This is a genomic window from Paraburkholderia sp. Ac-20347, from assembly GCF_017104805.1.
GTDB classification, from domain to species: Bacteria; Pseudomonadota; Gammaproteobacteria; order Burkholderiales; family Burkholderiaceae; genus Paraburkholderia; species Paraburkholderia tropica.
The window spans coordinates 24,680-43,340 of record NZ_JAAGPN010000006.1; the positions used below are offsets into that span (position 1 = coordinate 24,680).

Annotated in this window: 14 protein-coding genes; 3 read left to right on the forward strand and 11 right to left on the reverse strand. The window is 62.9% G+C overall.

All coding sequences use genetic code 11. The features are described 5' to 3' along the window. The first annotated feature begins 52 nt into the window (after window positions 1-52). Entirely contained in the window at window positions 53-283 is a 231-nt protein-coding gene (locus G3N97_RS02360) for a hypothetical protein (RefSeq protein WP_205991731.1), read from the forward strand. 46 nt (window positions 284-329) lie between these two features. Here the strand turns inward: G3N97_RS02360 and G3N97_RS02365 are convergent, their stop codons facing one another. From G3N97_RS02365 to G3N97_RS02390, 6 genes are all read right to left on the reverse strand, one after another. Further along, window positions 330-1,790, reverse strand: coding sequence for an efflux transporter outer membrane subunit (locus G3N97_RS02365; RefSeq protein WP_205991732.1), 1,461 nt, complete (start codon window positions 1,788-1,790; stop codon window positions 330-332). Window positions 1,791-1,794: 4 nt separating this feature from the next. Beyond that, window positions 1,795-4,956, reverse strand: a complete 3,162-nt coding sequence (locus G3N97_RS02370; RefSeq protein ID WP_205991733.1) for a multidrug efflux RND transporter permease subunit — start codon at window positions 4,954-4,956, stop codon at window positions 1,795-1,797. 3 nt (window positions 4,957-4,959) lie between these two features. Next, window positions 4,960-6,570 (reverse strand): efflux RND transporter periplasmic adaptor subunit, encoded by a 1,611-nt coding sequence (locus G3N97_RS02375; protein WP_205991734.1) that lies wholly within the window; start codon window positions 6,568-6,570, stop codon window positions 4,960-4,962. A 276-nt stretch (window positions 6,571-6,846) separates the two neighbouring features. Further along, entirely contained in the window at window positions 6,847-7,125 is a 279-nt protein-coding gene (locus G3N97_RS02380) for a hypothetical protein (RefSeq protein WP_205991735.1), read from the reverse strand. 207 nt (window positions 7,126-7,332) lie between these two features. After that, window positions 7,333-8,658, reverse strand: coding sequence for an MFS transporter (locus G3N97_RS02385; RefSeq protein WP_205991736.1), 1,326 nt, complete (start codon window positions 8,656-8,658; stop codon window positions 7,333-7,335). A gap of 82 nt (window positions 8,659-8,740) precedes the next feature. Beyond that, window positions 8,741-9,916 (reverse strand): M20 aminoacylase family protein, encoded by a 1,176-nt coding sequence (locus tag G3N97_RS02390; protein ID WP_205991737.1) that lies wholly within the window; start codon window positions 9,914-9,916, stop codon window positions 8,741-8,743. Window positions 9,917-10,050: 134 nt separating this feature from the next. On the opposite strand from G3N97_RS02390, the gene G3N97_RS02395 reads away from it, so the two are divergent. After that, on the forward strand, window positions 10,051-11,001 hold the full coding sequence (locus tag G3N97_RS02395; RefSeq protein WP_065065919.1) for a LysR substrate-binding domain-containing protein: 951 nt from the start codon (window positions 10,051-10,053) through the stop codon (window positions 10,999-11,001). A gap of 7 nt (window positions 11,002-11,008) precedes the next feature. Here G3N97_RS02395 and bamA read toward each other — a convergent pair whose 3' ends face one another. The 3 genes from bamA to G3N97_RS02410 form a co-directional block, all read right to left on the reverse strand. Next, window positions 11,009-13,255, reverse strand: a complete 2,247-nt coding sequence (bamA, locus tag G3N97_RS02400; RefSeq protein ID WP_241030339.1) for an outer membrane protein assembly factor BamA — start codon at window positions 13,253-13,255, stop codon at window positions 11,009-11,011. A 179-nt stretch (window positions 13,256-13,434) separates the two neighbouring features. Continuing rightward, window positions 13,435-13,833: a hypothetical protein gene (locus tag G3N97_RS02405; protein ID WP_065065970.1), complete on the reverse strand. Its 399-nt coding sequence runs from the start codon at window positions 13,831-13,833 to the stop codon at window positions 13,435-13,437. Window positions 13,834-14,124: 291 nt separating this feature from the next. Next, on the reverse strand, window positions 14,125-14,913 hold the full coding sequence (locus G3N97_RS02410; RefSeq protein ID WP_205991739.1) for a hypothetical protein: 789 nt from the start codon (window positions 14,911-14,913) through the stop codon (window positions 14,125-14,127). 79 nt (window positions 14,914-14,992) lie between these two features. On the opposite strand from G3N97_RS02410, the gene G3N97_RS02415 reads away from it, so the two are divergent. Beyond that, window positions 14,993-16,078, forward strand: coding sequence for a squalene/phytoene synthase family protein (locus G3N97_RS02415; protein WP_205991740.1), 1,086 nt, complete (start codon window positions 14,993-14,995; stop codon window positions 16,076-16,078). 69 nt (window positions 16,079-16,147) lie between these two features. On the opposite strand, the gene mmsB is transcribed toward G3N97_RS02415, so the two are convergent. Beyond that, window positions 16,148-17,047 (reverse strand): 3-hydroxyisobutyrate dehydrogenase, encoded by a 900-nt coding sequence (gene mmsB / locus G3N97_RS02420; protein ID WP_205991741.1) that lies wholly within the window; start codon window positions 17,045-17,047, stop codon window positions 16,148-16,150. A 27-nt stretch (window positions 17,048-17,074) separates the two neighbouring features. After that, window positions 17,075-18,601 (reverse strand): CoA-acylating methylmalonate-semialdehyde dehydrogenase, encoded by a 1,527-nt coding sequence (locus tag G3N97_RS02425; RefSeq protein WP_205991742.1) that lies wholly within the window; start codon window positions 18,599-18,601, stop codon window positions 17,075-17,077. Window positions 18,602-18,661 lie beyond the last annotated feature (60 nt).

Here is an 18,661-nt window from a genome sequence, read left to right on the forward strand (position 1 = left end):
GCGAGCCCCCGCTCGCGCATTCGCGGCTTCGCGCCGCTGCGGGAGCGTTCCGATGATCCCCTCTCGAGTTGCCGGCACCTTCGTGGCCGCTGTTCTGTGCGCGTGCGCATCGGCGGCGAGCACGTCGGCATTTGCGCAGCACGACGCGCCGATGACCGGCATGAATAGCGGCAAACCGGTGCAGAAAATCGCGCCGAAGACCGACCGCAAATCGCTGCACGTCGCGAAAGCGACGCGCGCCGAACCTCAGTCGCTGCGCTATCTGCTAGCGGAATCGCCTTGAATGCAGCGCGCATTCAAACTCATTTTTTCAGCGACCGCTCCGCCATTCACGACTGCGGAGCGGCTTTCGTCATGCCGATCACACCCTTCTCCGCCGCCGGCGGCGTCCAGCCATAACCGAGCGCTTTATACAGGCTCACGATCTGCGCGAGCTGCTGATCCTGTAACGACGATTGCTGTAATTGCGCGCTGAATAAACTGCGTTCCGCATCGAGCACTTCCAGATAACTCGTATAACCGCCCTCGTAAAGATCGCGCGACAGCGATGCATATTGCGTGAGCGCTTCCACCTGACGCGTCGTGGCTTCGAGCTGATCGCGCGTGCGCGCCACGCCGACGAGCGCATTCTCGACGTCGGCGAATGCCTGCTGGATCGTCTGCTCGTAACTCAGCAGCGCTTCCTGTTGCACCGCTTCCGCCTGATGCACCGAGCCCGCAATCGCGCCGCCCTCGAAAATCGGCTGCGTCACCGAGCCCGCGAACGACCAGACGCGCGCCGGTCCCGTCCATAAGCCCGAGAGCGCCGTGCTCGCCGCGCCGAATAAACCCGTGAGCGATATCTGCGGAAAATACAGCGCGCGCGCCGCGCCGATCGATGCGTTGGCCGAAACGAGCGCCTGCTCGGCCTGGAGAATATCGGGGCGGCGTTCGATCAGCGACGAAGGCAGGCCCGCCGGAATGGCGGGCGCGGTCAATTCGGTAATCGATTTGCCGCGCGGAATCGGCCCCGGATTCTGACCGAGCAAAAGCGAAATCGCCGTTTCCTGTTGCGCGATCTGCTGCTCGATTGAATACACCGACGCTTGCGCGGATTCATATTCCGAACGCGCCTGACTCAATTGCAATTTCGACACCACGCCGCCCGAAAAACGCTCGTTAAACAGATCGAGCGCGCCCTGGCGGCTTTTGAGCGTTTCCTGCGCAATCGTCAGTTGATTGTCGTAATCGCGCAATTGCAGATAACTCGACGCCACATTCGCAATCAGCGCAATCCGCGTGGCCTGCTGCGCCGATTGCGTGCCGAGATAATCGGCGCGCGCGGCTTCGGTCAAACGCCGCAGACGCCCGAACAGATCGAGCTCCCACGACGCCACGCCTTCAAGCTGCACCTGATTGCCCACCGCGGGCGGATAACCGGGCGCGGGCACACCACGACTGCGCGACGCGCCGAAGTTCGCGCCGATTTGCGGAAACAGGCCCGCGCGTGTGACGACGTAGCGGCCGTAATATTCCTCGATACGCGCGGCGGCAATGCGCAAATCCTTGTTTTGCGCGAGCGCTTTCGTAATCAGATCGTCGAGTACCGGATCGTTGAATTGCGTCCACCAGTCGAGCGAGGGATCGACCACCTCCGCGCCGGGCGCAGCAAAACGATAGGACGACGGCGATTCCACCTCAGGCCGATGATAGTCGGGCCCCACGGCGCAGGCAGCAAGACAGGCCGCAAAACTGGCCGCGAGTGCGATCGGTGCGGTGCGTAACAACGCGCGCTGGAGTATCGGCGTCATGGCTTCAACCCTCCTGCGCGGGCGGCGCCGACGGCGGCGGCAGATCCGGCTCGGCCTTCGGCGTCTTGCGCGACGACAGCGTTTCGAGGCCCCAGAAGAACATCGGGATGAAGAACAGTGCGATCGCCGTCGCGCCGAGCATGCCGAAAATCACGCCGGTGCCGAGCGAGCGCCGACTCGCCGCCGACGCGCCGCTGGCAATCGCAAGCGGCACGCAACCGAGAATGAACGCGAGCGACGTCATGATGATCGGACGCAGCCGCAATTTCGCGGCGCGCAACGCCGCGTCGTAGGGCGACAGCCCTTCTTTCTCGCGCATTTCCACCGCGAATTCGAAAATAAGAATCGCGTTCTTCGCGGCCAGCGCGATCAGCACCGTCAACCCGATCTGGAAATACACGTCGTTTTCCATACCGCGTATGAAAATGCCCACCAGCGCGCCAAACAACGCAAAAGGCACGGCGAGCAGCACGCCAATCGGCAGCGACCATTTTTCGTATTGCGCGGCGAGAATCAGGAACACCATCAGCAACGCGAAGGCAAACACCAGCGCCGCGGTCGAACCCGCCTGCTTTTCTTCGTAGGCCTGGCCGCTCCATTCGTAGTTGTAGCCGTCGCCGAGCGTTTCGCGTGCGATTGTTTCCATCGCCGCAATCGCTTCACCGGAACTGTGGCCCGGCGCGGCATCGCCGGTCAGCTTGGCCGCCGGGAAATTATTGAAGCGATTCACGATATCCGCGCCCGGCACGAAACGGACCGTGGCCAGCGCCTTGATCGGCACCATCTGCCCACTGGTATTGCGCACGTAAAGCTGCTGAATATCTTCCGGACGCGTGCGGTATTGCGGCTCCGCCTGCACGATCACCTGAAACAAGCGGCTACCCTTTGGAAACTGGCTCACATACGACGACCCGAACATCGTCTGCAACGCCGAATAGACGTCCTGAATCGGTACGCCGAGTGTTTCCGCGCGCTCGCGGTCGACTTCCACCAGCAATTGCCGCGAATTGGTATTGATGGTCGAATTCACGCTGCGCAACGCGGGATTCTGGCGCGCCTTGGCAATGAACTGGCGCACCTTTTCCTCGAGTTGCTGATAACTGCCATCGCCCGTGCTTTGCAGCCAGAATTCGAATCCGCCCGTGGTGCCGAGGCCCGGAATCGAAGGCGGATTGAGCGGCACCACTGCGCCCTCCTTGAAGCCCGAAAACACTTTCGTCGCCTCGCGAATCAGATCCTGCGCCGTGCCGTTTTCGCCGCGCTCCTTGAACCCTTTTAGCGTGATGAACAACGTGCCCGCATTCGACTTGTATTGCGAGTCGATCAGGCTATAGCCGATTGGCGCTGCGACCGAACTCACGGCGGGTTGCTTCGCGAACCAGTCTTCCGCCTTCTTCGACAACTCTCCGGTGCGATCGAGACTGGCCGCATCGGGCAACACGACCGCGCCGAGCAGATAGCCCTGATCCTCGACCGGCAAAAACGACGAAGGAATGGTTTTGAAGAGACCACCCGTGGCAATCAGCATCACGACGATCAATCCGATCGACAGCATGACGCGGCGAATCGCGGTTTGCACCCAACTGCCATAGCCGTTGGTGATCTTGTCGAATTTTTCGTTGAACCAGCGGAAAAAGCGGTTCTTCTTATGCTCGCCCGGCTTGAGCAGAATGGCGGCCAGTGCGGGCGACAGCGTCAGCGCGACCACGCCCGACAACACCACCGACACCGCAATCGTCACCGCGAACTGTTTATAAAGCTGGCCTGTGATACCAGATAGAAACGCCACCGGAATAAACACCGCAAGCAGCACGAGCACGATAGCCACCACCGGCCCGCTCACTTCGTCCATCGCGCGTTTGGCCGCTTCTTTCGGTGGCAATTTAAATTCGCTCATATTGCGCTCGACGTTTTCGATCACGACGATCGCGTCGTCCACCACGATGCCGATGGCCAGCACCATACCGAACAAGGTGAGCATATTGATCGAAAAGCCGAACGCCTCCATGCCGATGAATGCGCCGATGATCGACACCGGCACCGCGAGAATCGGCACGAGCGTCGCGCGAAAACTCTGCAGGAAAATGTAGACCACCAGAATCACGAGTATCACGGCGTCGCGCAAAGTATGTACCACTTCGCCGATCGACTCGCGCACGAATTCGGTGGTGTCGAGCGCCACCTCGTATTTGAGGCCGGGCGGGAAATTCTTCTTTAATTGCTCCAGCGTCGCGCGCACCTGTTTGGCCACTTGCAGAGCATTCGCGCCCGGTTGCTGATAAACCGCGATCAGCGTCGCCGTTTTGCCGTTATAACGGCCGCGCAATGAATAATCCTTCGCGCCGAGTTCCGCGTGACCGATATCCTTGATGCGCACGATGGCGGCGTCGCCCGACCCCGCGCGCAGAATGATGTTGTCGAAATCGACCGGCTCCGTCAAACGCCCTTTGGTCGCTACCGGAAACGTCTGCTGCACGGGCGAGTCGGTGGGCGACTGACCTAATCGCCCTGCGGAAAATTGCTGATTCTGCGCACTGACGGCGTTCTGCACGTCGGCCACCGTAATGCCCAGTTTCGCCATGCGATCGGGTTTGAGCCAGATGCGCATCGCGTAGTCGGCGGAACCGAAAATCGACGCCTGATTCGCGCCCGGAATACGCTTGAGCGCGTCGAGCACATACACGTTCGCGTAATTCGCCACATACGCCTGGTCATAGGCGTTGTCGGGCGAATAGATCGCAATCACCATCATGAACGCCGATGAGCGCTTTTGCACCGAGACGCCTTGCGCCGTCACCGCATCGGGCAGCGTCGGCAGCGCGAGATTCACGCGGTTCTGCACGTCCACCTGCGCGAGCGACGGATCGGTGCCGATATTGAAATACACCGTGAGCGTCATATTGCCCGTCGACGAGCTCGACGAACTCATATACATCATGTTGTCGGCGCCATTCACCTGCTGCTCGATCGGCGCAGCCACATTCTGCGCGACGATGTCGGCGCTCGCGCCCGGATACGTGGCGCTCACGGTAATCGTCGGCGGCGCGATGTCGGGAAACTGCGCAATCGGCAGATTGAACATCGACACCAGGCCCGCCACCACGAGAATAATCGAGAGCACCGACGCGAAAATCGGCCGGTCGATAAAGAAGTGGGATAACTTCATCGCTCACCCCCCTGCGGTGGGCGAGAGCGTGACATCCACGCGGCGCGACTTGTCGGGAGGATCGGTGGCGACGATGCGCGCGGGTTTACGCATGTCGATGCGTGCGTTCTGCACGCCCGCCACGATCAGCGCCGCCCGCACGGTCGCCGCACGCGAGGCGGCCAGACGTTCGTTCGCGGCATACGAGCCGCTCGAATCGGTGTAACCGGAGATGACCACGTGCGTGTCGGGCGCGCTCACGAGACGCTGCGCGACGGCGGCCAATGCGCTGGCCGATTGTGCGTCAAGACTGGCGCTGCCGACTTCGAAATAAAGCTGGGTCAGTGCAGCGGCATTGGCTCCGGTCGAAGACGACGTGGCCGCGCTTTTCGCACCGGAAGCGCCTGCACCGTTTTTTGCCTCGGGCTGGTTTGTTAATTTATCAGCATTCCCAACTTGTGTGTTATCCGTATCCGCACCGGGAATCTTCACGCTCGCCGGCGGCGTCGCCACCACGTTTGCTTTCACGACAGCGCCGGGCATCAACCGCAAGGTATTGTCGACCACCACGCGATCTCCCGCGTGGAGTCCCGAACGAATGACCCAGTCGTTGCCATTCCATTCGCCCGTTTCCACCGAGCGCTGCTGCGCCTTGCCATCCTTGTCGACAGTCCACACATACGCGCCGCGTGGCCCCTGCATCACCGCGTCCTGCGGCACCGCCACCGCACTCGCGCGATCCGCGCCAAGCAGTTTGATTCGCACGAACTGCCCCGGACGCAACGCACCATTCGGATTCGGCACTTCGGCGCGAATCAGATACGTGCCGGTTTCCGTGCTCAGCGACGCATCGGTAAATGCAATGCGGCCGCGATACGGATACACGCTGCCGTCCGCGAGCACGATGACCGCTTCGAGTTTGCCGATCTGCGGCAATTTGAGCGCGCCGCTCTTGACCTGCGTGCGCAGATCCAGCATCTCGTTCTCGGACAACGAGAAGTTGATCCACATGGGATCGAGTTTGGCGACATACGTGAGCAGGCTATTGGTGGCGTCGATATACGAGCCGTCCTGCTTCTTGGCGAAACTCGACAAGCCGGTCACCGGCGCGGTGATGGTCGTATAGCCGAGATTGAGGCTCGCACTCGTGACATTGGCGCGCGCCTGTTCGAGCGCGGCGGCTGCGGCTTGTTGCTGGCCGACTGAATCGTCGAGGTCTTTCTGGCTCAAGGCGTTCTTGGCAACCAGCGGACGCACGCGATTCAGGTTGGCCTGCGCCGTATCGAGTCGCGCCTTCTGCTGCGCATATTCGGCGCGCGCGGCATCGAGCGCGGCCTCGAACGGCTTGCGGTCCATCACGAACATCACATCGCCCTGATGAACCAGCGAGCCTTCCTGATACACGCGCTTTTCCAGGAAGCCATTCACGCGCGCGCGAATTTCAACCTGCTGCGAGCTTTCCGTCTGCGCCACGTAATCGAATACCACGGGCACGTCGCGCAACGCGACGTCGATCACATCGACATTGGCAGGCGGCGGCGCCGACGCAACGGGCGTCTTCTCATGGCACGCAGCAACTCCAAGCAGCAATCCCAACGACAGGCACAAACGGGCAAGCCGGATTCCGCATAACATGCTGTTCTCTCCGTTGTCGACGATCTACGCTGGACCGACGAACCCGAGGCGAGTCCGGCAATACCGGACGTAGTGCGCCGCCTTGAAGCTCGGAGCAAATCTTACTGCGTTTCACGTACGTGCACGTTTATGTTTGCCATTCTCGTTAATTTGCTACGCATGGCGAAATAATCGCCAACTGCATTGCATCGGCGGCAATGAAATGAAATCGGGGATTGCAAACATGTGCGATTCAAGTAACGATTCAGCGAACGCTTCAATGCATTGCAACGTGTTTCAATGATCGAGTTCCAGTCGTTTGATTGCGCCGAATTCCGCGCCGGGCAGCGTGCGAATCAGCAGAGCCATCGCGTCCGGCACGCGGCTGCGTTCGAGCGCCACATGCAGACAGGCGAGTTCGCTGCGCCGGTCGATGTCGATCGTATGCACGCCCAATGCATCGCCGAGCATGCCGTGCAGCAACCGGCGCGCGAGCTGCGCATCGGGCGTGGCCACACGCACGATCATCTGCACGCGCGTGACGCGCTGCGTGGCGTAAGAGGCATCAACACGCACGCGGCGAGCTTTCGGTTTGAATGACGAAATTGAAGCGAGATGATGCGGAAGGAGCGATGCCATGTCGTCTGGTCGTGCGCCGCCTGACTGCGCGGCGCGCGTATTGTTGAACATGGCTCGATTCTAGAAAGACGCGCGCAAAAATCGCGTAAAGAAACGGGCGATGCGCGCCAAAAGCGTATAGCGCACGGCAATACCGCCACCGCTTCAATCGAGCGGCCGCCCCGCCGGTTCGCGAATCAGCGGCAGAGCCAGCAACGAAACCGCACCACAGCCAATTAGATACCACGCGGGCGCAAGCGGATCACCGAGCAGTTTGATGAGCCACGTCGCGAAGAATTGCGCAAAGCCGCCGAATATCGACACGCCCAGGCAGTACACGATCGACATACCCGTCACGCGAATCGACTGCGGAAACAATTCGGGCAGCATGACGATATTCGGCACCGCGGTGAACGCGACGAGCGCGCCCAGCACGGCCACGACGGACAGCACCATGCCAACGGTGGGCATCGCGTGGATCAGCATGAACGCCGGATAGATCGCGGCGATCAGCAGCACGCGCGAGACGCCGAACACCCACTTGCGCCCCACGCGGTCGGAGAGCCAGCCCGCGAATGGCGAGCATACCGCCGTCACGAGCGCGGCCACCAGCGCGGCGCTCATGCCCACCGAAACCGGCAAGCCGAGAATCCGGATCGCGTAGGTCGACATGTAAAAAAGCACGATATAGTTGGCCGCCGTGCCGCCTATCGTCGTGACCACGCCCGCGACGAGCGCCACGCGATGACGCGTGAAAATCTCGCGCAACGGACGCGCGATGTCCTCAGCGGCGGTGCTTTCTGCGGGTTGCGCGTGAACGAGTGTTTCGTCGAGATGGCGACGAATATAGACGCCCACCGGCGCAACCAGCATGCCGAGCACGAACGGCACGCGCCAGCCCCAGCTTTCGAGTGCGGATGGCCTGAGCGACGCAGAGAGCGCGACGCCGATCAGCGCGCCGCATACGGCGTTGAGCCCCTGGCTCACGAACTGCCAGCTGCCGTAAAAACCGCGTGTGCGGTCGTCGGCGTATTCGAGCAGAAGCGAGGTGGACGCGCCCACTTCGCCGCCCACCGCGAAACCCTGAATCAGACGTGCGAGCAAGATGAGCGCCGGCGCGGCCAGCCCGATTTGCGCATAGGTGGGCGCAAAGGCGATGAGCGCCGAGCCGAGCGCCATCAGCCAGAGCGTGAGCGTCATCGCTGCTTTGCGGCCCGCGCGATCGGCGAACGCACCGATAAAGACGCCGCCGAGCGGACGCACGATGAAACCCACGCCGAAGCTGCCGACGGCCAGCATCAATTGATTCAACGCGCCATGCACCGGAAAATACAGAGCGCCGATGGTCGAGGCGAAGAAGCTATACACCGTGAAATCGAAAAACTCGAGTCCGTTGCCGAGCGTGATCGCGGCGATGGCCTTCGCACGCGTGGCGCGCGAATGCGCATGCGGCGGCGCGCCGGAACCGCTGTGCAGCGAGGTGGCGTTCATCGTGTGTCTCCTTCTGTCTCGACTCGAGCGCGTGGTGCGCTCGAGTTTCTAATTGTTCGATATCCGAATCAATTATTCGCGATCACGGTTGCAAGAAACGTTCGGTCAACTTCACCCAATACGCCGCGCCCGTGGCGAGGCAATCGTCGTTGAAATCGTAGCCGGGATTGTGAACCATGCAGCCGCCCTCCCCGTCGCCATTGCCGATAATCAGGTAGCTGCCTGCGCAGTGTTCGAGCAGAAACGCAAAGTCTTCGCTGCCCGTGAGCGGGTCCATGTCGTGAATCAGACCGTCTTCGCCGAGCCAGTCGCGCGCCACGTCCTGCGCGAATGCGGTCATGGCCGGATCATTCACGAGCACCGGATAGCGACGCTGATAATCGATGCGCGCCGTCGCGCCGTACACGCTCGCCTGCGCATGCACGAGCGCGGTGATGCGTTCCTGCAGCAAATCGCGCACGTCGGGACGCAGCGCGCGCACCGAGAGTTTCATCTGCGCGGTCTGCGGAATCACGTTGGGCGCGTCGCCCGCATGAATCGCGCCGACCGTGACGATCGCCATCTCGAGCGGCGGCACGTTGCGCGACACGATGGTCTGCAGGGCAAGCACGACGTTCGCGCACACCACCACCGGATCGATGGCCTTATGCGGCACCGCGCCGTGGCCGCCGCGCCCGTCGATGTCGATCACGACCGTATCCGAGGACGCCATGAACGGCCCCGCGCGAAAGCCCAGCTTGCCGGTCGGAAAGCCCGGCATGTTGTGCATCGCGAACACGGCGTCGCACGGAAAGCGTTCGAAGAGTCCTTCGTCGAGCATGCGCTTCGCGCCACCGAGGCCTTCCTCGGCCGGTTGAAAGATCAGATGAAGCGTGCCGTCGAAATTGCGCGACTGCGCGAGATGTTTGGCCGCCGCAAGCAGCATCGCGGTGTGGCCGTCGTGACCGCACGCGTGCATCTTGCCCGGAATGCGGCTCGCGTAATCGAGCCCGGTGGCTTCGTGTATCGGCAGCGCATCCATGTCGGCGCGCAGGCCCAGACGGCGCGTGCCGTCGCCCACCTTGAGCGTGCCCACCACGCCCGTGCCGCCCAGCCCGCGATGGACCTCGTAGCCCCACTCGACGAGCCGTTGCGCGACCAGATCGCCGGTCACGAATTCCTCGTAGCCGAGTTCGGGGTGCGCGTGAATTGCGTGGCGCAGCGCGATCATTTCTGCTTCGATCGCGGCAATTGCGGGCGGGATCGCCATCGTGTTCATCCGGAATCTCCTGCTTCGATACGGTTCGGTACGGTCGATACGTTTCGAGTCTCAGGATAATGACGCCGCTTTTTCGCCGACAGCCCTACAATGGTTGGCCCGCCAACCAGAGGTATGCACTCGGGTTTTCCCTCATGAAGTTCCATCAGTTCCGGGCGCTCGTCGCCATGGCCGATACCGGCAGCATCCGCGCCGCCGCCCGCGCGCTCGGCATTTCGCCCGCCGCGGCCACCAAGGCCGTGCGCGAACTCGAAGCCGAGCAGCAGATCGCGCTGGTGACGCGCAACGCGAACGGCATCGCCTTCACCGAGGCGGGCCAGGCACTGCTCGTGCACGCCCGCGCGATCGTGCACCAGATGTCGCGCGCCCAGGACGAACTCGACGCGCGACGCGGCCGCGGCGGCGGCAAACTCGCGATTGGCGTGACGCCATGGCTCGCGCTCTCGTTTCTGCCCGACGCCGTCACGCTGTTTCGCGCGCGCATGCCCGACATGCACCTGGAGTTCTACGAGGGGCTGCTCAATATCGTGATGCCGCGTCTGCGCGACGGCTCGCTCGACTTCTCGCTCGGCAAACCGGGACCGGCTTCGCTGCATACGGAATTTACGCAGACGCCGATTTTCGCCACCGAATCGGCCGTGGTCGTGCGCAAGGGTCATCCGCTGGAAGAAACGCATTCATTGCGCGATCTTCAGGATTGCGAATGGTTGCTCAACTGGGATCCGGCCAGCAAGGAAATGATCGCCGACGACGTGTTTCGCCGTCATGGTCTGCCGCTGCCGCGTACGGTGCACCTCGCGCATTCGTTCATCGTCGCGATGGGACTGATCATGCACACCGACATGGCCAGCATTTTTCCGTGGCCGTTGGTGGAGACGCGCATCGCGCGCGAGAATCTGCGCGCGCTGTCGCTACAGGAAGAAGTGGACCGCACCGTGGTGAGCGTGGTCGCGCGGCGCGGCGTGCCGCTCTCGGCTGCCGCGGAATGCTTTCTCGATTGCCTCAAAACGGCGATCCGCTCCGGGGAGGCCTCGCAGGACCCGGAGCGGCGCCGCCTGTATCACTCGATCGAGTTGCTGATCTGAGCGCCGCTTAGAACGACGTACCGATCTGGAACTGGAACTTCTGATACTGATCGCCCGCATGCTTGACGATCGGGAAGCCGATGTCGAGCTTGAGCGGCCCGATCGGCGAGATCCATTCCAGACCCGCACCGTAGCTGTAACGCAGGCCGTTCGCGCCGGTGCTGTTGCCTTCCGTGCCCCAGACGTTACCGCCGTCGAGGAACGTGAAGACGCGCAGCGTGCGGTCATAGCCCGTGCCCGGCAGCGGGAACGTGAGTTCGATATTGCCGACCACCATCTTCGAGCCGCCGATCGGGTCTCCCGTGCTGGCGTCGCGCGGACCGAGCGAGCCCGACTCGTAGCCACGCACCGAACCGATACCGCCCGCGTAGTAGTTCTTGAAGATCGGGTACGCGCCGCCAATGCCGTTACCGTAGCCGCCCTGGAAGTTCAGGCCCAGCACGAAGCCGCGTGCGAACGAGTAGTAATACTGCATCTGCGCGTCGGCCTTGTAGTACTGCAGGCCGGCCGGCGTGCCGTATTCGGCGTTGGCCTGCGCGAAGTAACCGCGGCTCGGCACCAGCGCGCTGTCACGATTGTCGCGCGACCAGCCCACCGTCAACGGAATAATGTTCGACACACGGCCGAAATCGGCGACGTAATCCTTATACGTCTGCGGCGTCGTCGAGTCGATATCCAGACGATCCTGTTCGATGCCGAGACCGAAATACACCATGTCGGTTTCGGAGAACGGAATGCCGAATTTCATATCCGCGCCGTACGAAACGATACGGAAACTCGTGTCGTTCGTGCTCGAATAATAAAGCGGCTCGGTCGTGCGGTAATAGACGTCGGTAATGCGCTTGATGCCGTCGACCGTGAAATACGGATCGATCTGCGTGACCGACAGCGTGCGGTACGTACTCGCCGTATTCACGTTCAGCGAGAGCGTGTTGCCCGAACCGAACACGTTGTCCTGCGATACGCCCGCCGAAATGATCGGGCCTTCGCCCGAGCCGTAGCCCACGCCCAGCGAGATCGTGCCGGTGGGCTTCTCGGTGACGTTCACGTCCACGTCGACCTGATCCTGCGTGCCTTCCACCGGTACCGTCGTCACGTCGACGTTGGTGAAGTAACCGAGACGATTCACGCGGTCCTTCGAGAGCGCGAGGCGGTTCGAATCGAACCACGCGCTTTCGAGCTGGCGCATTTCGCGGCGAATCACTTCGTCGCGCGTACGCGTATTGCCGGTGATGTTCACGTGACGCACATACACGCGGCGGCTCGGATCGACCTGCAGCGTCAGCGCAACGGTGTGATGCTGCTGATCGATCTGCGGCTCGGCATTGACGGTGGCAAATGCGTAACCGTATTCGCCGAGATGATCGACGAGCGCCTTGGTCGTGTCCTTGAGCTTCTGCGCCGAAAAACGCTGGCCCTTCTTCACGCCGATGAGCTTGGTGAGTTCGGCTTCGCGATTGAGCAGATTGCCCGCGAGCTTCACGCTCGAAATCGTGTACGGCTCGCCTTCATGTATCGAGATCGTCAGATACATGTCCTTCTTGTCGGGCGACAGCGAGACCTGCGTGGAGTCGATATTGAACTCCAGATAGCCGCGGTCCAGATAGTACGAACGCACGTTTTCGAGGTCGCCCGTGAGCTTGTCTTTCGAGTACAGATCGTTCTTCGTGTACCAGGAAAACCAGTTCGGCGTGGACAGCTGCATCTCGTCGCGCAAGGTGCTTTCGCTGAACGTGTTGTTGCCGATGAAGTTCACCTGGCGGATCTTCGCGCTCGGGCCTTCGATCACCGAGAACAGCAGCGCGACGCGATTGCGGTCGATCGGCGTCACGGTCGTCGTCACCTCGGCGGCGTAATAGCCGCGCGTGAGGTACTGGCGCTTGAGCTCCTGCTCCGCGCGATCGACGAGCGCCTTGTCGTAGCTGCGGCCCGGCGAGAGACCCACGGCGCTGAGCGCCTTGGTCAGATTGTCCTTGTCGAATTCGTGAATGCCCGCGAAGTCGATCGTGCCGATCGCCGCGCGTTCCTGCACCTGCACGACGACCGTGCGCCCTTCGGTGGAAATGCGCACGTCGCTGAAGAAGCCCGTTGCGTAGAGCGCGCGAATTGCGTCGGAGGCCTTGTCGTCGGAGAAGGTGTCGCCCTGCTTGATCGGCAGGTAGGCGAACACGGTGCCCGGTTCGATACGCTGCAGGCCGTCGATGCGAATGTCCTGGACCACGAAAGGATCCGCGGCGTGTGCGGTGGCCGCCATGCTCAGGCCGAGGCCAGCGAAGGTCAGCGCGCGGGTGTAGCGCGTGGTAGATGAAACCGTCATGCGGGAGGTCGAGAGTAAGGCCAACGGGAACGCCGCGTTGCGCGCGCGGCAAGAAGGACGGCTGCGGCGGGAGCCGCGGCCACGTGACGAAGCGGCCGGCGCACGGCCGCCATGCGCTATTGCACGCGCATCGAAGCGGGCCGCAGCGGCTTGGCGAGACCAGTCGCGAGCGAGAGCACTTCAGTCATGTGCGCGGCTTGCGACGGGTGCAGGCGGAACGACAGCTCCGCGCCGCCCGGCAGGCGGAAGCTCACCACCAGATGCTGCACGGCCCCCGACTCGCGGCCGATCTCCCATGCCTCGCAGGGCATGGTGAATTTGACGCTCGCACTCTTGTGGCGAATGCGTTCCGAACGGCCGATCGCGTTGGAAAGCGCGGCCAGCAATTCATGCATGACCGAACAGTGCACGGCAACGCTGTCCGGCTGATTACTGTTCACCATCAGATACTGGCCATCCGCGGTGAGTTCGAAACCGCGCAGCGAGTCGATGGCAAGTGACGTGGACGTGGACATAGACGGCGCCTCCGTGACGAAAACCATCGGCGGAGTGTAGAGAGATGGCGCCGCGATGCCATTACCCTTAGCGTTACGCGTATTACTTTCATCAATATTGCCGCGTAAGAGATGGGCGATTTACATCTCGATCATGCGGGCCGCATCGCACGTTCCGCCTGTATTTGAAGGCGCTAAATGCAATCCTTTCAAATTACGTCGCGCGAAATGGGGCAAGAGGGGCGAAAAATACGTTGTAACCAAAACGATTACCGCGACTGTCGATAAGCCGACAACAAGCTGAACAGAAGATCAACGATGCGCGTGATTCAGTGCGTCGAAAACGCGCAATGGGGCGCGCACGGCGAGCGCCTGCAAGGGGAAGTGTTGGGCGAGCGTGGAGAAATCGCACGACGTTTCATTGTCGTTCTCCATTCGATTGCGGCTTTTGAGGTTGTCGAGCAGCGCCGCCGCTGCGTGATTCCGCACGCGGCCGTATCGATCGATGAATTGCCCCCAGAGCGAGAGCGCGCGCAAACGCTCGACGCGCTGCGCCGAATTCACATACGCGTCGGGAAATAAACGGCGATACGCAGGCACGTTATAGAGCCACGACGTGCCGTGCACCATCGCATCGTCATTCAGTCCTTGCGAATGCATATGGGCGACCAGCGCGCGCAATTCATCGCGCCTGCGTGGCGCTTCACGCGCGTCGAGCGGAGAACGGGAATGGTCGGCATGTGAGGTATGTGAGGCGGCAGCGTGCGGATCGAAATGCACACGCGCGCCGCCATGCGGATCGCGCGCCCACGCAAAGCAGCCGAACGCGGCCACCACGACGGGCGCGGCGCGCTGCACGGGACAGCGCTGATAAAAACGCCACGTCCATTCGCTGAGTGCGTGAAAGTCGGCGCAGACGCGCACGCCGCCCGTGTAGTCGCGCCACAGCGGCCGGGCCGCGTCGAAATCGCGGCCCGCCCCGAAACGCACGTAGAGATTCGTACAGTCGAGCAGCGCGCGTTCGAGCGCGAAGCCCAGACGCGGCGCGGCCTCGCTCGCAAAGCGCAGTTGCAGGTCGAAGAATGCACGCTCGGGCGTCACCGGGTCGGTCCCTCCTCGTCCACGCTACAATGCGGCTGCCGTTATTCAGCCTCGTCCAGTCTCACCAGCCCCAACCGACATGCAGAATTCTAACCGGGCCTACCTGCTCGGGCCGTTGCTCAAAGGCGTTTCCCGCTCGTTCTACCTCACGCTGCGCGTGCTGCCCGTCGGCATGCGCGATCCGGTGGGCGAAGCGTACCTGCTCGCGCGCGCCGCCGACACCATCGCCGACACCTCGCTGATCCCGCCGGCCCAGCGTCTCGCGCTGCTGCTGGCGTTCCGCGAGCGCGTCAACGGCAACGCCGGCGGCGTGGCCGGCGATCAGTCCGGCGACGCGCTCAAGCGCATCGCCAGCGAAGTCGCCGGTCAGCAGACGCAATCGGACGAAAAGCTGCTGCTCGAATCGCTCGACGGCGCGCTCGACGTGCTCGACCAGCTCGACGAGGACGACCGCGCGGCCGCGCGCGAGATCGTCACGACGCTCACGGAAGGCATGGAATTCGATCTGCGCACCTTCCCCGACGAGCGCTCGGGCCAGGTGGCCGCGCTCGGCACGTGGGACGAACTCGACCGCTATACGTATCTGGTGGCGGGCTGCGTGGGCGAGTTCTGGACGAAGATGACCTACATGCACATGCCCGGCGCGCTCGATCCGGCGCTGCGCGACACCATGTACCGGCGCGGCGTGCGCTTCGGCAAGGCGCTGCAGATGGTGAACGTGCTGCGCGATTGCGGCAAGGATCTGCGCATCGGCCGCTGCTATCTGCCCGCCACGATGCTGGCGCAGGCGGCGCTCTCGCCCGCCGATCTGATGCAGCCGGGCACCTCGGCGCGCGCGCGTCCGCTGATGTTCAGCCTCGTGCGCATCGCGCTCGATCATTTCCGCGCGGCCATCGACTACACGTTCGCGCTGCCGCGTCTGTCGCTGCGTCTGCGCCTCGCGTGCCTGTGGCCGATCCTGATCGGCCTCGAAACGCTCGAACGTCTCGTCGACAACGAGGACTGGCTCGATCCCGCGCGTCCGTCCAAGCTCACGCGCAACGACGTCTATCGCATTCTCGCGTGCTCGACGCTCGCCGCGCCGTCGAACGCGCTGCTCGATGCGTGGTTCAAGCGGCTGCTCAAGCGCATCGAGTCGCGCATGAAGGCGATCGAGGCGCATTAAAACACCGCCGACGCAAAAACGGCGCGAGCCCATCGAGGCACGCGCCGTTTTCAATCGGGGCTGAAGCTGTCAGCCCTTCTCGCCGCTTTCGTGACGATACAGCTTGATGATCGCCGAGAAGTCGAGCTTGCCGTCGCCGTGGCTGCTCATCGCCTGATAAAGCTGCTGCGCGAGCGCGCCCATGTACGCGGGCTGACGCGCCTGCTTCGCCGCGTCGGTGGCGAGGCCCAGATCCTTGAGCATCAGATCGGTGCCGAAGCCGCCCGTATAGCCGCGTGACGAAGGCGCGGTCTCGATCACGCCCGGAAACGGGTTGTACGTGTCCGAACTCCAGCAGCGGCCCGTCGACGTGTTCATGATGCCGCCCAGCACTTTCGCGTCGATGCCGAGCGCCTCGCCGAGCGCCATCGCTTCCGCCACGCCCGCCATCGTCACGCCGAGCACGAGGTTGTTGCAGAGCTTCGCGACCTGCCCCGTGCCGGTCTCGCCGCAATGGACGATGTTCTTGCCCATGCCGGAGAGCACCGGCTTCACGCTCTCATACAGCTCGGCCGTGCCGCCCACCATGAAGGTCAGCGTGCCCGCCACCGCGCCGCCCGTGCCGCCCGAGACGGGCGCATCGGCGAAGCGGTTGCCGTTCGCTTGTGCAAGCGCCGCGAAGGCCTTCGCGCTGGCCGGATCGATCGTGCTCGAATCGACGATCGTCACGCCCTTCGAGACGCCCGCCAGCACGCCGTCCTCGCCGCTCAGCACCGCTCGCACGTGCGCGGCGGCGGGCAGCATGGTGATGACCCACTCCGCGCCCGTGGCGGCCGCTTTCGGCGAAGCCGCCAGCGTCGCGCCCGCGTCGGCGAGCGTGCGCATGGCGTCGGCGCTGAGGTCGAACACGCTGAGCGTGTGGCCCGCCTTGATCAGATTGAGCGCCATCGGCGCGCCCATATGGCCCAGCCCGATGAAACCGATTTTCATGAGCATCTCCCCCTTGGTCGTTCGCGTTTAGCGCAGGCTGATCGTGGTGTTCACGCCGTCGTTGACGGTCGCGTCGTCGAACCAGCGCGCGGTGACGGTTTTCGTCTGCGTGTAGAACTGCACGACCTGCTTGCCGTACGGACCGAGATCGCCGAGCTTCGAGCCGCGCGAACCCGTGAAGCTGAAATACGGCACCGGCACCGGAATCGGAATGTTGATGCCGACCTGGCCGATGTCGATTTCGCTCTGGAATTTACGCGCCGCCGCGCCGCTCTGCGTGAACAGGCCCACGCCGTTGCCGAACGGATTCGCGTTGACGAGCGCGATCGCCTCGTCGAGCGTATTCGCCGTGAGCACGACCAGCACCGGCCCGAAAATCTCCTGGGTGTAAATGTTCATGTCGGTCTTCACGTTCGTGAAGATCGTCGGGCCGACGAAGTTGCCGTTTTCGTAGCCGGACACCTTCACGTCGCGGCCGTCGAGCGCGAGCGTCGCGCCCTGCTTCACGCCCGCGTCGATCAGCCCGAGAATGCGCTGTTTCGCGGCGCGCGAGACCACCGGGCCGACGTCGGTCTTCGGCTCGTGACCTGCGTTCACCTTGAGCGTTTTAGCCTTCTCGACGAGTTCGGGCACCCACTGCTGCGCCGCGCCCACCAGCACCACCACGGACGTCGCCATGCAGCGCTGGCCCGCCGCGCCGAAGGCTGCGCCCGCCAGCGCGTTGAGCGTCTGTTCGCGATTCGCATCGGGCAGCACGACGGCGTGATTCTTCGCGCCCATCATCGACTGCACGCGCTTGCCGTGCTCGCTGCCGAGGCGATACACATGCGTGCCCACCGCCGTCGAGCCGACGAACGAAATCGCCTTCACGAGCGGATGCGAACAGATCGCGTCGACCACTTCCTTGCCGCCGTGCACGACGTTGAGCACGCCCTTCGGAATGCCCGCTTCGAGCGCGAGTTCGACGAGCTGCATGGTCGAGAGCGGATCCTGTTCGGACGGCTTGAGCACGAAGGTGTTGCCGCACACGATCGCCATCGGGAACATCCAGAGCGGAATCATGGCCGGAAAATTGAACGGCGTGATGCCCGCGCACACGCCGATCGGCTGCTGCAGCGTGTAGGTGTCCACGCCGCCCGCCACGTTCTCCGCGAAACCGCCTTGCTGCAGCGTGCCGATCGAACAGGCGTGCTCGACCACTTCGAGGCCGCGGAAGATATCGCCTTCGGCATCGGGCAGCGTCTTGCCCTGCTCGGCCGTGAGCGTCTTCGCAATGCGCGACATGTTCTCGCGAATCAGCGCCTGCAATTTGAGCATGATGCGCAGACGCACGCCGATCGGCGTGTTCTTCCATTCGGCGAATGCAGCCTGCGCGCTCCTGACTGCGGCATCGACTTCGGCGACGGTCGCGAACGGCACGCGCGCCAGCACCTCCTGCGTGGCCGGATTGACAATGTCGCGCCATTCCTGGCTCGTCGATTCGACGAACTCGCCGTCGATCAGCAGCTTGACGGTCGAGACCTGCGCGTTGGAATCCTGGGTGACTGCGTTCATGATGCACTCTCTGCGAAAAAGATAAACGGATCCGGTCGTGACGACTTGATTAACCAGATG

What these genes read in the sequence shown, in the direction of transcription:
- G3N97_RS02360 (WP_205991731.1), top strand. Translation starts at nt 53, where the DNA reads ATGATCCCCTCTCGAGTTGCCGGCACCTTCGTGGCCGCTGTTCTGTGC.
- G3N97_RS02365 (WP_205991732.1), bottom strand. Translation starts at nt 1,790, where the DNA reads ATGACGCCGATACTCCAGCGCGCGTTGTTACGCACCGCACCGATCGCA.
- G3N97_RS02370 (WP_205991733.1), bottom strand. Translation starts at nt 4,956, where the DNA reads ATGAAGTTATCCCACTTCTTTATCGACCGGCCGATTTTCGCGTCGGTG.
- G3N97_RS02375 (WP_205991734.1), bottom strand. Translation starts at nt 6,570, where the DNA reads ATGTTATGCGGAATCCGGCTTGCCCGTTTGTGCCTGTCGTTGGGATTG.
- G3N97_RS02385 (WP_205991736.1), bottom strand. Translation starts at nt 8,658, where the DNA reads ATGAACGCCACCTCGCTGCACAGCGGTTCCGGCGCGCCGCCGCATGCG.
- G3N97_RS02390 (WP_205991737.1), bottom strand. Translation starts at nt 9,916, where the DNA reads ATGAACACGATGGCGATCCCGCCCGCAATTGCCGCGATCGAAGCAGAA.
- G3N97_RS02395 (WP_065065919.1), top strand. Translation starts at nt 10,051, where the DNA reads ATGAAGTTCCATCAGTTCCGGGCGCTCGTCGCCATGGCCGATACCGGC.
- bamA (WP_241030339.1), bottom strand. Translation starts at nt 13,255, where the DNA reads ATGGCGGCCACCGCACACGCCGCGGATCCTTTCGTGGTCCAGGACATT.
- G3N97_RS02405 (WP_065065970.1), bottom strand. Translation starts at nt 13,833, where the DNA reads ATGTCCACGTCCACGTCACTTGCCATCGACTCGCTGCGCGGTTTCGAA.
- G3N97_RS02415 (WP_205991740.1), top strand. Translation starts at nt 14,993, where the DNA reads ATGCAGAATTCTAACCGGGCCTACCTGCTCGGGCCGTTGCTCAAAGGC.
- mmsB (WP_205991741.1), bottom strand. Translation starts at nt 17,047, where the DNA reads ATGAAAATCGGTTTCATCGGGCTGGGCCATATGGGCGCGCCGATGGCG.
- G3N97_RS02425 (WP_205991742.1), bottom strand. Translation starts at nt 18,601, where the DNA reads ATGAACGCAGTCACCCAGGATTCCAACGCGCAGGTCTCGACCGTCAAG.